Genomic DNA, 13,092 nt, shown 5'->3' with positions numbered 1-13,092 from the left:
AGATGAGTGCATTGAACGGGCGCGTCGCCGTCATCACCGGCGCAGGCAGAGGGATCGGCCGCGAACACGCGCTGTTGTTCGCATCGCAGGGCGCCGGCGTCGTCGTGAACGACCTGGGCGGCAGCAACGCCGGCGAGGGGAGCGACAGCGGGCCGGCCCACGAGGTGGTGGCCGAGATCGAGGCCGCGGGCGGCAGGGCGGTGGCGAACACCGCCAACGTCGCCACCTGGGACGGGGCGAAATCACTGGTCCAACAGGCGATCGACGAGTTCGGCCGGCTCGATGTCGTGGTCAACAATGCCGGTATCCTGCGCGACGGTTTCATTCCCACCATGGCCGAATCCGATTGGGACGCGGTGATCGCGGTTCATCTCAAAGGCCACTTCTCGGTGCTGCGGCACGCCGCCGAGTACTGGAAGGCACAGTCGAAGTCAGGCGACCGGCCCAATGCGTCGGTGATCAACACCGCATCCGGGTCGGGTACCACGATTCCCAATGCCGGACAAGCGAACTACGGTTCGGCCAAGGCAGCGATCGCCGCGTTGACCCTCGTCGCCGCCGACGAGTTGGAACGGTATGGCGTACGGGTCAACGCCATCGCACCGATCGCCCGAACCCGCTTGACCCTGGCCACGCCCGGAATGGGTGCGCTCATGGCCGAACCCGAGGACGAGAGCGAGGTCGACCTTTTCAGCCCGGCCAATATCTCACCGCTGGTCGCCTACCTCGCCACGGAGAAGTGCCCGATCACCGGTCGGGTCTACGCCGTGCAGGGCGGCGCGATCTCGCAGCTCGCCGGCTGGCATGACGTCGAGACCATCGAGACCGACGGTCTGTGGCAGATCGACGACATCGCTGCGAGGTTGCCGTCATGATCGAGTGGTCCGACACGGACATCATCATGCGCGACACGGTGCGCGAGTTCATCGACAAGGAGATCCGGCCGCACCTCGACCGCTTGGAGAGCGGCGAGCTCTCACCGTACCCATTCGCCCGCAAGCTGTTCAGTGAGTTCGGACTCGACGTGATGGCTGCCGAGGCGGTCAAGAGCATGCTCGACAAGCAGCGTGAGCGTGGGTCGGGGGAGAGCCGGGACAAATCCGGGGGAATCGGCGCGCTCGGTGAACAGGCCTCGATGGCCGCTGTCATGGTGTCGGAACTCGCCGGTGTGAGTATCGGCCTGCTCAGCACCATCGGCGTCAGCCTGGGACTGGGGGCGGCGACCATCATGAGTCGCGGAACGCCGGCGCAGAAGGAGCGGTGGCTGCCGGAGTTGATGACGCTGCAGAAGATCGCGGCATGGGCGATCACCGAGCCAGACGCGGGCTCTGATGCGTTCGGCGGCATGAAGACCTATGTCAGACGCGACGGCCCCGACTACATCCTCAACGGACAGAAGACGTTCATCACCAACGGTCCGTACGCCGACGTGCTGATCGTCTACGCCAAACTGGACGACGGCGACGCAGCGACGGACCGCCGGGACCGGCCGGTGCTGACCTTCGTGCTCGATGCCGGGATGCCCGGACTCACGCAGGGCAGACCGTTCAAGAAAATGGGCATGATGTCCTCGCCGACGGGAGAACTGTTCTTCGACAACGTACGGATCGGTCCCGACCGGTTGCTCGGTGAGACCGAGTCCCATTCCGGCGGTGACGGACGCGACAGTGCGCGAGCCAATTTCGCTGCCGAACGAGTGGGAGTGGCACTGATGTCGTTGGGCATCATCAACGAGTGCCACCGGCTGTGCCTCGATTACGCGAAGACCCGCACGCTGTGGGGGAGGAAGATCGCCGAGTTCCAGCTCATCCAGTTGAAGCTCGCACGCATGGAGATCGCCCGGATCAACGTGCAGAACATGGTCTTCCAGACTCTGGAGCGGCTCAAGGCGGGCACACTTCCGACCCTGGCCGAGGCCTCGGCGATCAAGCTGTACTCCTCGGAGGCGGCGACCGAGGTGGCCATGGAAGCCGTTCAGCTGTTCGGCGGCAACGGCTATATGGCTGAGTACCGGGTGGAACAACTCGCCCGGGATGCCAAGTCACTGATGATCTACGCGGGAAGCAACGAGGTGCAGGTGACGCACATCGCGAAGGGGCTGCTCGCGGGATGATCACCGAAAGCCGCGCCGGTTTCGGCGGGGTGGGCACCAGGGTGCTATCGGTGCCGGGCAGCGGGACCCCGGTGGTTCTGCTGCACGGCTACGCAGACAGTGCCGATACGTGGCGTGGCGTGCTCACCCGTCTGGAGGCGCTCGGGCGTAGGGCGCTCGCGGTCGATCTGCCCGGCTTCGGCCGGGCGGATCCCCGCCGCGCCGGCCCCTTGCTGCCACAGTTCGACGGGTTCGCCGATGCACTTCTGGCCGAGACCGGACCGGTGGTCCTGGCGGGGAACTCGCTCGGTGCGGCGACGGCGCTCAGGGCGGCGGCCCGCAATCCGGACCTGGCCGCTGCGGTGGTCGCGCTGGACGATCCGCTCAATGCCCGCCACTGGCTCGCCAACCTGGCCCGAAAGCGTTGGGTCCCCACGGGATTCTGGTCTTTGCTCGCACGCATCCCGGTTCCGGAGAGTAGCCTGCGCCGGCTCACCGCGAACGCTGTGCCGCGGGTGTTGTACGGCCCGGGAATCACCGCGGACCCCGAGGTCGTGACCTATTGGTCCGATTTGGTGTCGGGGCCGTCCGCAGTCGCGGCGTTGGGGCGTGACGCCTTCCGATACGCGTACGAAGCGCTGGGTAGCCACCGCGGCATCCGGATCAACTGTCCCACCGTGGTCGTGCACGGCGCCAGGGACCGGATCATTCCGGTCAAGGCGAGTCAAGTACTGCATCAACAGATTCCGGGAAGCCGACTCGTCGTCTTGCCACGGTCTGGTCATTGCCCGCAACTCGATGACCCTGAGGCTGTGGTTCGGATCATCGCAGAGATCGGAGTTGCCGTATGAGGGACATGGTAAATCGGCTGCGTGAGGTCGTATCGGCGGCGATGGTTCTGCAGCGCCGCGGTCTGCTCGACGTGCGCAGCCCCGTGGCGGCCATCCGGGCATCCCGCGCGCTACGAAAGTACGGGTCCTTCGGCGGTCTCATCACGCATACCGCCGGGCGCTACGGCGACGCGACCGCACTGGTGGACGAAGCCGGAACCCTGAGCTTCCGCGATCTCGAACGAACATCGAATGCGTTGGCTCGCGGACTGTCCCGAAAGGGCATCCAAGCCGGAACGGTCGTGGGTGTCCTCGAACGCAACCACCGCGGACTGATGCTCGCGTTGGCAGCAGCAGGCAAGATCGGGGCCAGGGTGGTTCTGCTCAACACGGGATTCGCCGCACCGCAGCTGGCCGATGTCTGTGTCCGGGAGCATATTTCGGCGGTGGTGGCCGATGAGGAATTCGTAGCGCTACTGGATGTGTTGCCGGCCGGCATCGAGCGCATCATCGGGTGGGCCGATGACGCAACGGAATTCCCGACACTGGACGCCATCGCAGGGGACGAGTGGACAGACCCGTTGCCCGCTCCGGGCACGCTGGGCGGGATGGTGTTGCTGACCAGCGGCACCACCGGCACCCCCAAGGGGGCGCCGCGGAACAAGGTGAGTCCGTTGCAGTCCGCGCAGCTGCTCGACCGGATCCCGTGGCCGGCCGGTGGCGCCTACTGCGTTGCCGCGCCGATGTTCCATGCCACGGGTCTGGCGACCTGTTCACTGGGGCTCGTGCTGGGCAACCGCGTGGTACTGGCTCGGCGGTTCGAGCCCGAGGACACGCTGGCGTCGATCGAAACCCATGAGGCGACTGCTCTCATCGTGGTGCCGACGATGCTGCAGCGCATTCTCGACCTCGGGCCCGATGTGCTCGCCCGTTACGACACCTCTTCGCTCCAGGTCGTGTTTGCCGCCGGATCGGCGCTGTCCCCGGATCTGTGCCGGCGTACGTCCGAGGCCTTCGGAGACGTGCTGTACAACCTGTACGGGTCCACGGAAGTGGCTGTCGCTGCGGTCGCCACCCCGGCTGAGCTGCGCGCGGCGCCGGGCACTGTGGGGCGCCCGCCGGTCGGCTGCACCTTGGCCGCGTACGACGAACAACGACGTCGGATCACCGAACCAGGCCGGAGCGGAACACGTTTCGTGTCCAGCGGGCTGAGTTTCTCGGGCTACACCGACGGCGGTCACAAGGAGGTCGTCGACGGACTGTTGTCATCGGGGGACACCGGTCATTTCACCGCTGACGGCCTGTGGTTCGTCGACGGTCGTGACGACGACATGATCGTGTCCGGTGGAGAGAACGTCTTTCCGCTGGAAGTCGAGAACCTACTGGCCGGCCATCCTGAAGTGGTCGAGGCGTGCGTACTGGGGGTCGACGACGACGACTTCGGTAAACGGCTCCGCGCCTTCGTGGTTCGTCGCCCTGACGCGGCGCTGGACGCCGACGGTGTGAGGACCCATGTTCGGGCCGGGCTGGCGCGTCACAAGGTGCCCCGGGATGTCGTCTTTCTAAATTCCTTGCCACGCAACGAAACCGGGAAAGTGCTCAAAGCTGTGTTGCGGAAGGAGTTCCGATGAAGAAGACCGCATACCGAGGCGGCCGGGTGGTGGCGATCACCGGGGGAGCCAGGGGAATCGGAATGGCGACCGGCGCCGCGTTCCTGCGGGCAGGCGCGCGGGTCGCCCTCGGGGACGTCGACGCGGCCCTGGTCGAGAAGACGGCGGCAGAACTCAGGGAGACGACAGGCGGGGTGGTCTGCGGGTTGCCGCTCGACGTGACGGACCGGACATCGTTCTCCTCATTTCTAGATGCCGCCGAGGACCGGCTGGGCCTGCTGGACGTGTTGGTCAACAACGCCGGGATCATGCCCACCGGCAGCTTCACCGACGAGACCGATGACATGACCGACCGCATGGTCGCCATCAACCTGTGCGGTGTTCTCTACGGGTCGAAGCTCGCCGCGCACCGGATGGCCGGTAGTGGTGGCCATATCGTCAACGTGGCATCGCTGGCCGGCGTGAGCGCGTTTGCGGGATTGGCCACCTATTGCGCAACCAAGCACGCCGTCGTCGGATTCTCTGAGGCCCTGCACCTCGAGCTCGCCGGAAACAGAATCGGGGTCACTGCCGTCCTCCCCGGCGTGGTGCACACCGAATTGTCTGCCGGACACAGCACTCCGAAATGGATACGGCCCATCGCAGAGGTAGAGCCCGAAGATGTCGCGACGGCTATCGTCGCCGCGATAGGAACCCACCGCACCACACTCGCCATACCGCGGGCCCTGGGCGCGATGATCAAGATCACCACGGGTTTACCGGACCGGATTCGGCACAGAATCTCGGCTGCCGCGCATTTCGACACCGCATTCACCCACGTCGACCCGGCGGCCCGCGAGGCCTATCACCGGCGTCTCGACATCTGAGACCTCAAAGTTGGCCGTGCCGAGGCGGTTTCGTGCCCGACAGGGTGTAGTTGCCGATGTGGCGGATCTTCCAGCGGGTCGCATCGTGCAAGGTGTGGGTGCGGGCGTCACGCCAGTAGCGCGACAGATTGCCGGAGGCCGAGGCGCTGCGGGTCCCACCGAATTCGAACAGTGCGCTGCCGGCATCCACCGCGGCGCGCGCGGCCGCCACCTTGGCGATCGCCACCGCGATCGAGGCCTTCGCAGCGCTGTCCTCGGTGAGATCGCCCCGGGCCGTGTCGACCTGGCGGGCGGCCTCGGCGAGCAGCGCCTGCGCGCCCCGCACCGTCACGGTCAGCTCACCGGCCGCCTGCACCAGCGTCGGGTCCTCGACGGCGCTGGACACCGACGCCTCGAAATGCGGCCGGGCCTTGGCGGCCTGGCGCACGGCTTCCTCCAGAGCGGCCGTCGCGATACCGACGTCGAGCGCCGCATGCAGCAGCTGGGCCCGGGCCCCGTACACCGTGGGTTGCGTGAAGATCGGGCTGAACTCGACCACGTGCGCGGTCGGCACCTCGACGGCGTCGAGCGTGACCGTGCCCGAGGCCGTCGTCCGCTGGCCCATCCCGTCCCAGTCGTCGATGACCTCGACGCCGGACGCATCGCGGGGGACGAATGCGATGGCCTTCGGTGTGGCGGCCGTCGGCACCTGCGCCGAGCCGTCGGAGCGTGAGGCGCGCACGATCAGCCAGTCGGCGAACAACGCCCCGGTGGAGTAGTACTTACGGCCGCGCAGGACGTAGCCGGCGTCCGAAGCCGTCAGTGTGGTGGTGTCGACGTCGATCGGGTGCGGGCCGCGTTCGGACTGGGCGTTGGCGAACAACGCCCCGTCCAGGACCAGTCCGTAGAAGTACGCCTGTTGTTCCGGGGTGCCTTGCAGTCGCAGGGCCTCCAAGAAGGTGAAATGCGAGTGCGGGATCTGGCCGATGGACGGATCACCGTGCGCGATAAGTCTCAGCACCTCGGCGAGCACCTCGACGGGAACGTCGAGCCCGCCGTGCTCGACCGGCACGGTCAGGGCCAGCAACCCCGAATCCTTCAGTGCCTGAATCTGTTCGTGCGGCAGGATCCGGTGCGCGTCACGTGCGCCGGCACCCTCGGCGAACGACCTCGACAGCTCGGCGGCCACCGTCAGCGCTGCCTGAGCCGAGGAGATACGAACGGCGCCGGCCAGGTCCGTCATCGCGACGTACCGACGAACGGAATCGAGGCCGGCGCACCGGATTGGGCGCCGCCGCCGAAAAGCCCGCGCTCACGCAGGATCGGCACCACGCCCTCGCCGAACCAGAACAACTCCTCCAGATGCGGATAGCCCGAGAAGATGAACTCGTCGATGCCGATCTCGGCGTACTCGGCGATGCGGTCGGCCACCTCGGTGTGGCTGCCGACCAGAGCGGTACCCGCACCGCCGCGGACCAGCCCGACGCCCGACCACAGGTTGGGGGCGATCTCAAGGCTGCGGGCATCGCTCCAGGTGCCGTTGGTGCGGTTGGCCTCGTGCAGGGCACGCATGCGCTTCTGGCCCTCGGACTGGCTGCGGGCCAGGCCGGCCTGCGCCGCGGCCACCGTCTCCTCGTCGAGCGCGGCGACCAGCCGGTCGGCCTGCGCCCACGCCTCCTCGGAGGTATCCCGCGAAATGGTGTGCAGGCGGATGCCGAAACGCAGTTTGCGTCCCTGTTCCTCGCCGAGTGCGCGGATCCACTCGATCTTCTCGCGCACCGCGGCGGGCGGCTCGCCCCAGGTCAGGTAGACGTCGGAGTGCCGGGCTGCCACGGGCCCCGCGGCCTGCGAGCTGCCGCCGAAGTACAGCGGCGGCACCGGAGTGGGCGGCAACGCCAGCGAAGCCTCTTCGACGTCGATGTACTCGCCCTTGTGGGTCACGGTCTCGCCGGCCCACAGCCGCCGCACCACGTCGAGGAACTCGTCGCAACGCGCATACCGGGCGTCCTTGTCGAGGTGGTCGCCGAAGGCCCGCTGCTCGTGCGCCTCGCCACCGACGACGACGTTGAGCAGGATCCGTCCCGGGGCATGCCGGGCGAACGTCGCGGCCATCTGGGCCGATAAGGTCGGGCTGACCAGGCCGGGGCGGAACGCCACCAGGAACGCCAGCGACGTGGTCTCCCGGGCCAGCAGCGCTGCGGTGACGAACGCGTCCTCGCACCAGGCCCCGGTGGGGATCAGCGCGCCGGTGAAACCAAATCGTTCCGCCGAGCGCACGATCGAGGCCAGGTAATCGATCGAGGCTTCCCGGTCGCCGCCGGCAGCGCCTGTGGGCGTGCCGTGGCCGCCGCCGACGATCAACCGGCTGTCGCCGTAGGTGGGCAGGAACCAGTGCAGAGAGACAGTCACGAACAGGACATCTTGGTGCTGAATCGGCTAGGCCGCACGGGTAAAAATCGCGATGATCGTCTCTCGCGTGTCGTCAGCTCGCGACGACCCAGATCGCCTCCGCCGCCGGATTGCCGAGCTCGACCTGAATGCTCGTATCGTCCGGTCCGGACGGATCGTCGGGTTCGCCCGGTCTTCCCACCGCCACCGAGATCACGCCGGCGAAATCACGCCGCGCCAGCACCCGCACCCTGGAATCGAGGCTGATGCCGACGCTGTCGAAATAGCGCAGCATCTCCGGATCGGCATCCGAGATCCGCGCAACGGTACCGGCGTCGCCGTCCTGACACGCCGACAACTGGCGGGCCGGAGGGGTGGGCACCTGGCCGTCGGCGGCCGGGATGGGATCGCCGTGCGGATCGCGCGTGGGGTGGCCCAGCTTGGCGTCGATGCGGTCGAGCATCAGATCGGACACCGCGTGCTCCAGGATCTCGGCCTCGTCGTGCACCTCGTCCCAGCCGTAGCCCAGCTCCTGGACCAGGAAGGTCTCCATCAGCCGGTGCCGTCGGACCATCGCCAGCGCCGCGCGCCGACCCGCGTCCGTCAGCGTCACGGCGCCGTATTTCTCGTGATGGACCAGGCCCTGGTCGGCGAGCTTGCGAATCGATTCCGACGCTGTGGAGGCGGACACGCCGATCCGCTCGGCCAGCAGTTTCGTGCTGACCTTTTCGCGAGACCACTCTTGGGCCGTCCAGATGACTTTCAGGTAGTCCTGGGCAACCGAGGAGAGGTCTTGATGGTTACCGTCGGGACTCACAGTAGGAAAGTTTAGGCAATCATCACCTGATCGGGGGATCTAGAGCAGACCGTGCCGCCTTCGGGTCGTAGGCTGATTGCGTGCAGCGCTGGCGTGGGCAGGACGAGATCCCCACGGACTGGGGCAGGTGTGTGGTCACCATCGGGGTGTTCGACGGGGTTCACCGTGGACACGCGGAGCTGATCAGCCATGCGGTGAAAGCCGGGCGATCGCGGGGAGTGCCGGTGGTTCTCATGACCTTCGATCCCCATCCGATGGAAGTGGTGTTTCCGGGAAGCCACCCGGCGCAGTTGACCACACTGACCCGGCGTGCCGAGCTGGTCGAGGAGCTCGGCGTCGACGTGTTCCTGGTCATGCCGTTCACCACGGATTTCATGAAGCTCACCCCGGAGCGCTACATCCACGAACTGCTGGTGGAAGACCTGCACGTGCTCGAAGTGGTGGTGGGCGAGAACTTCACCTTCGGCAAGAAGGCGGCAGGCAACGTGACGATGTTGCGCGCAGCAGGGGAGCGCTTCGGCTTCGCCGTCGAGAGCATGTCGTTGGTGACCGAGACACTCGACGCCGAGCGCCGCGACGAGCGGGTCACGTTCTCGTCGACATACATCCGGTCATGCGTCGACGCCGGTGACATGGTGGCCGCCACCGAAGCCCTGGGCCGCCCGCATCGGGTCGAGGGTGTGGTGGTGCGTGGCGACGGCCGCGGCCGGGTGCTCGGATTCCCGACGGCCAACGTGGCGCCGCCGATGTTCTCGGCGATTCCTGCCGATGGCGTCTACGCCGCCTGGTTCACCGTGTTGGGGCACGGCCCGGTGATGGGCACCGTCATCCCGGGCGAGCGGTACGAGGCCGCTGTCTCCGTCGGCACCAACCCGACCTTCTCCGGCAGGACACGCACCGTCGAGGCGTTCGTGCTCGATACCAACGCCGACCTGTACGGGCAGCATGTGGCGGTCGACTTCGTCGCCCGGATCCGCGGCATGGAGAAGTTCGAGTCAGTCGAGGACCTCGTGGTGGCGATGGAGGCGGACACCGAGCGGGCCCGTTCGATTCTGGCAGCGCACTAGCGGGCTGCTAGACTTCCTGCCGATCCGGTGCATGCTGCAGTCCGCGGTGGCTGCGCCGAGAATTTGTTCGCGGAACTGAAAATGATGGAGTTATTTCGTGGCGCTTACTGCCGAGCAGAAGAAAGAAATCCTGAGCAGCTACGGTCTGCACGAGACCGACACCGGTTCGCCGGAGGCCCAGGTCGCCCTGCTGACCAAGCGGATCTCGGATCTGACCGAGCACCTCAAGCAGCACAAGCACGACCACCACTCGCGTCGCGGCCTGCTGCTGCTCGTCGGCCGTCGTCGCCGGCTGCTGAAGTACGTCGCCCAGGTTGACGTGGCGCGGTACCGTTCGCTGATCGAGCGCCTCGGGCTGCGTCGCTGACGCGGCGTCGATGCCACCACTTTCCGCGGCTGCCCCTCTCGGGGCAGCCGCGATACTTTTCGTCGGCGGCCTGACCGCCTGCTCATCCGCGGCAGCCGCGGACATGAAGGCAGGGGACTGCCTGAAGATGAGCGGCACCTACGACCGCCCGGACGCCAGCCATGCGGAGTGCGGAAGCGACGCGTCGAACTACAAGGTGATCTCCACGGTCACCGACAGCGATCAATGCCCGGGCGACGTCGATACCTATTACTCCGTGCGCAGCGCGTTCAGCGACGAGACCCAGACGCTGTGTCTGGACATCGACTGGCTTACCGGCACGTGCATGAGCATCGATCCCGAGAACGACAAGGACCCGTATCGGGTTGACTGCGCGGATTCGTCTGCGCCACACCGGCAACGGGCCACCGAGGTGCTGCGCGGGGTGTCGAACGTCGATCAGTGCGCCAGCGGAGTCGGTTACGCCTACCCGGAACGCCAGTTCACCGTATGTGTCGAGGACGTGTCCTAGCTGCCACGGATGCCGATCAGGCCGTTGCTGCCGTGTAACATGAGGGCGTTCGGCGGCTGGAATCTGCGCTGAACACAGGTGCGACACCCGCGGTCCGCGGGCGTTGTTCCTGCGAGTCATATCGGGCCCGCCTGGTCGGGCGGTCTTCGGTAGTGGCTGCCGGAACCCCATTGGCGGGTCCATCCGGCCGCTTCGATCGACGGCCGTAGCCGTATCCAGGCCCCATGGCGTATCGCCAGCGTGACGACGCGAAACAGTTGAATGAATTCGAAAGAGGCCAACGGACTCTATGTCTGTAGTTGAACTTGAAGACGGTGTGTTCGAATCCACCGCAACCCTGGACAACGGGCGCTTCGGCACCCGCACCATCCGTTTCGAGACCGGCCGGCTCGCGCAGCAGGCCGCCGGCTCCGTCGTCGCCTACCTCGATGACGAAACCATGCTGCTGAGCGCGACCACCGCCAGCAAGAACCCCAAAGACCACTTCGACTTCTTCCCGCTGACGGTCGATGTCGAGGAGCGCATGTACGCCGCGGGCCGTATCCCCGGCTCGTTCTTCCGCCGTGAGGGCCGTCCCTCCACCGACGCGATCCTGACCTGCCGCCTGATCGACCGCCCGCTGCGTCCGTCGTTCGTCGACGGCCTGCGCAACGAGATCCAGGTCGTGGTCACCGTGCTGAGCCTGGATCCCAAGGACCTCTACGACGTACTGGCCATCAACGCCGCTTCGGCGTCGACCCAGCTCGCCGGGCTGCCGTTCTCCGGGCCCGTCGGCGGCACCCGCGTCGCCCTGATCGACGGCCAGTGGGTCGCCTTCCCGACGGTCGAGCAGCTGGAGAAGGCTGTCTTCGACATGGTCGTCGCGGGCCGGGTGCTCGAAGACGGCGATGTCGCGATCATGATGGTCGAGGCTGAGGCCACCGAAAATGTCATCGACTTGATCGCCGGCGGTGCCGGTGCCCCCACCGAGGCCGTCGTCGCCGAGGGTCTCGAGGCAGCCAAGCCGTTCATCAAGGAGCTGTGCACCGCTCAGCAGGCGCTGGCCGAGAAGGCCGCCAAGCCCACCGGCGAATACCCGGTGTTCCCCGATTACGAGCAGGACGCGTACGACGCCGTGGCGTCGGTGGCCACCGACGCTCTGTCGGAGGCGCTGACCATCGCGGGCAAGCACGATCGCGACGACCGCACCAACGAGATCAAGGTCGAGGTGCTCGAGCGTCTGGGCGAGACCTTCGCCGGGCGTGAGAAGGAAATCGGCGCCGCATTCCGGTCGCTGACCAAAAAGCTTGTGCGCCAGCGCATCCTGACCGATCACTTCCGCATCGACGGCCGCGGCATCACCGACATCCGGGCGTTGTCGGCCGAGGTCGCCGTGATTCCGCGGGCGCACGGCAGCGCGCTGTTCGAGCGCGGCGAGACCCAGATCATGGGTGTCACCACGCTGGACATGGTCAAGATGGCCCAGCAGATCGACTCGCTGGGGCCCGAGACCACCAAGCGTTACATGCACCACTACAACTTCCCGCCGTACTCGACCGGTGAGACCGGTCGCGTCGGCTCGCCCAAGCGCCGCGAGATCGGCCACGGTGCGCTGGCCGAGCGTGCGCTGGTTCCGGTGCTGCCCAGCGTCGAGGAGTTCCCGTACGCGATCCGGCAGGTGTCGGAGGCATTGGGCTCCAACGGTTCGACCTCGATGGGTTCGGTGTGTGCCTCGACGCTGTCGCTGCTGAACGCGGGTGTGCCGCTGAAGGCGCCGGTGGCCGGCATCGCCATGGGTCTGGTCTCGGACACTGTCGACGGTGAGACCCGTTACGTCGCGCTGACCGACATCCTCGGCGCCGAAGACGCCTTCGGTGACATGGACTTCAAGGTCGCCGGCACCAAGGACTTCGTCACCGCGCTGCAGTTGGACACCAAGCTGGACGGTATCCCGTCCAAGGTGCTGGCCGGTGCGCTGAGCCAGGCCAAGGATGCGCGGCTGACCATCCTCGACGTGATGGCCGAGGCGATCGACCGCCCCGACGAGATGAGCCCGTATGCACCGCGGATCACCACCATCAAGGTTCCGGTCGACAAGATCGGCGAGGTCATCGGGCCCAAGGGCAAGATGATCAACTCGATCACCGAGGAGACCGGCGCCCAGATCTCCATCGAGGACGACGGCACGGTGTTCGTGGGTGCGGCCGACGGACTGTCCGCGCAGGCCGCGATCGACAAGATCAACGCGATCGCCAACCCGCAGCTGCCCAAGATCGGCGAGCGGTTCCTCGGTACGGTCGTCAAGACCACCGATTTCGGCGCCTTCGTGTCGCTGCTGCCAGGGCGTGACGGCCTGGTCCACATCTCCAAGCTGGGACGTGGCAAGCGCATCGCCAAGGTCGAGGATGTGGTGAAGGTCGGCGACAAGCTGCGCGTCGAAATCGCCGACATCGACAACCGCGGCAAGATCTCGCTGGTGCTCGTCGACGAGGAGCAGGCAGAGGGCGCGGCTCCGGCCGACGCCGAGGCGGCTACCGACGGCGCTGCGGTTCCGGCCGAAGCCGCCCCGGCTGCCGAGTCCTGATC

General features: G+C 66.8%; 12 protein-coding genes. 9 read left to right on the top strand and 3 right to left on the bottom strand.

Annotated features, from left to right (window positions below; genetic code table 11):
- Positions 1–2 precede the first annotated feature (2 nt).
- From K6L26_RS19790 to K6L26_RS19770, 5 genes are read left to right on the top strand one after another with little or no spacing between them, the layout of a single operon-like run.
- Positions 3–875: an SDR family oxidoreductase gene (locus K6L26_RS19790; RefSeq protein ID WP_221851267.1), complete on the top strand. Its 873-nt coding sequence runs from the start codon at positions 3–5 to the stop codon at positions 873–875.
- The gene (locus K6L26_RS19785; protein WP_221851265.1) at positions 872–2,113 is read left to right on the top strand and encodes an acyl-CoA dehydrogenase family protein; all 1,242 of its coding nucleotides are present in this window, start codon (positions 872–874) and stop codon (positions 2,111–2,113) included. Before K6L26_RS19790 ends, K6L26_RS19785 begins: the two co-directional genes overlap by 4 nt.
- Positions 2,110–2,943, top strand: a complete 834-nt coding sequence (locus K6L26_RS19780; protein WP_221851264.1) for an alpha/beta fold hydrolase — start codon at positions 2,110–2,112, stop codon at positions 2,941–2,943. The genes K6L26_RS19785 and K6L26_RS19780 overlap by 4 nt, the downstream gene beginning before the upstream one ends.
- Positions 2,940–4,553: an acyl-CoA synthetase gene (locus tag K6L26_RS19775; RefSeq protein WP_221851263.1), complete on the top strand. Its 1,614-nt coding sequence runs from the start codon at positions 2,940–2,942 to the stop codon at positions 4,551–4,553. The genes K6L26_RS19780 and K6L26_RS19775 overlap by 4 nt, the downstream gene beginning before the upstream one ends.
- Positions 4,550–5,398 carry an SDR family oxidoreductase gene (locus K6L26_RS19770; RefSeq protein ID WP_221851261.1) on the top strand — a complete coding sequence of 283 codons (849 nt, stop codon included), beginning with the start codon at positions 4,550–4,552 and terminating at the stop codon, positions 5,396–5,398. Before K6L26_RS19775 ends, K6L26_RS19770 begins: the two co-directional genes overlap by 4 nt.
- A 4-nt stretch (positions 5,399–5,402) precedes the next feature.
- On the opposite strand, the gene K6L26_RS19765 is transcribed toward K6L26_RS19770, so the two are convergent.
- From K6L26_RS19765 to mntR, 3 genes are all read right to left on the bottom strand, one after another.
- Complete coding sequence (locus K6L26_RS19765; RefSeq protein ID WP_221851259.1) at positions 5,403–6,620, bottom strand: SfnB family sulfur acquisition oxidoreductase; 1,218 nt, start codon at positions 6,618–6,620, stop codon at positions 5,403–5,405.
- On the bottom strand, positions 6,617–7,786 hold the full coding sequence (locus K6L26_RS19760) for an LLM class flavin-dependent oxidoreductase (protein ID WP_221851257.1): 1,170 nt from the start codon (positions 7,784–7,786) through the stop codon (positions 6,617–6,619). Before K6L26_RS19760 ends, K6L26_RS19765 begins: the two co-directional genes overlap by 4 nt.
- Before the next feature lie 73 nt (positions 7,787–7,859).
- Positions 7,860–8,582 (bottom strand): manganese-binding transcriptional regulator MntR, encoded by a 723-nt coding sequence (gene mntR, locus K6L26_RS19755; protein ID WP_019347826.1) that lies wholly within the window; start codon positions 8,580–8,582, stop codon positions 7,860–7,862.
- An 80-nt stretch (positions 8,583–8,662) separates the two neighbouring features.
- On the opposite strand from mntR, the gene K6L26_RS19750 reads away from it, so the two are divergent.
- From K6L26_RS19750 to K6L26_RS19735, 4 genes are all read left to right on the top strand, one after another.
- Complete coding sequence (locus K6L26_RS19750; RefSeq protein WP_019347825.1) at positions 8,663–9,649, top strand: bifunctional riboflavin kinase/FAD synthetase; 987 nt, start codon at positions 8,663–8,665, stop codon at positions 9,647–9,649.
- Between the two features lie 97 nt (positions 9,650–9,746).
- Entirely contained in the window at positions 9,747–10,016 is a 270-nt protein-coding gene (gene rpsO, locus K6L26_RS19745) for a 30S ribosomal protein S15 (RefSeq protein ID WP_003880490.1), read from the top strand.
- Between the two features lie 10 nt (positions 10,017–10,026).
- Complete coding sequence (gene lppU / locus K6L26_RS19740; protein ID WP_372514979.1) at positions 10,027–10,527, top strand: LppU family putative lipoprotein; 501 nt, start codon at positions 10,027–10,029, stop codon at positions 10,525–10,527.
- A gap of 289 nt (positions 10,528–10,816) precedes the next feature.
- The gene (locus K6L26_RS19735; RefSeq protein WP_221851255.1) at positions 10,817–13,090 is read left to right on the top strand and encodes a polyribonucleotide nucleotidyltransferase; all 2,274 of its coding nucleotides are present in this window, start codon (positions 10,817–10,819) and stop codon (positions 13,088–13,090) included.
- Positions 13,091–13,092: the final 2 nt, after the last annotated feature.

This window comes from Mycobacterium farcinogenes (assembly GCF_019739075.1).
Lineage (GTDB): Bacteria > Actinomycetota > Actinomycetes > Mycobacteriales > Mycobacteriaceae > Mycobacterium > Mycobacterium senegalense.
Note: the sequence above shows the minus strand (reverse complement) of the source record. Positions and strands in the feature narration are given on the sequence as shown.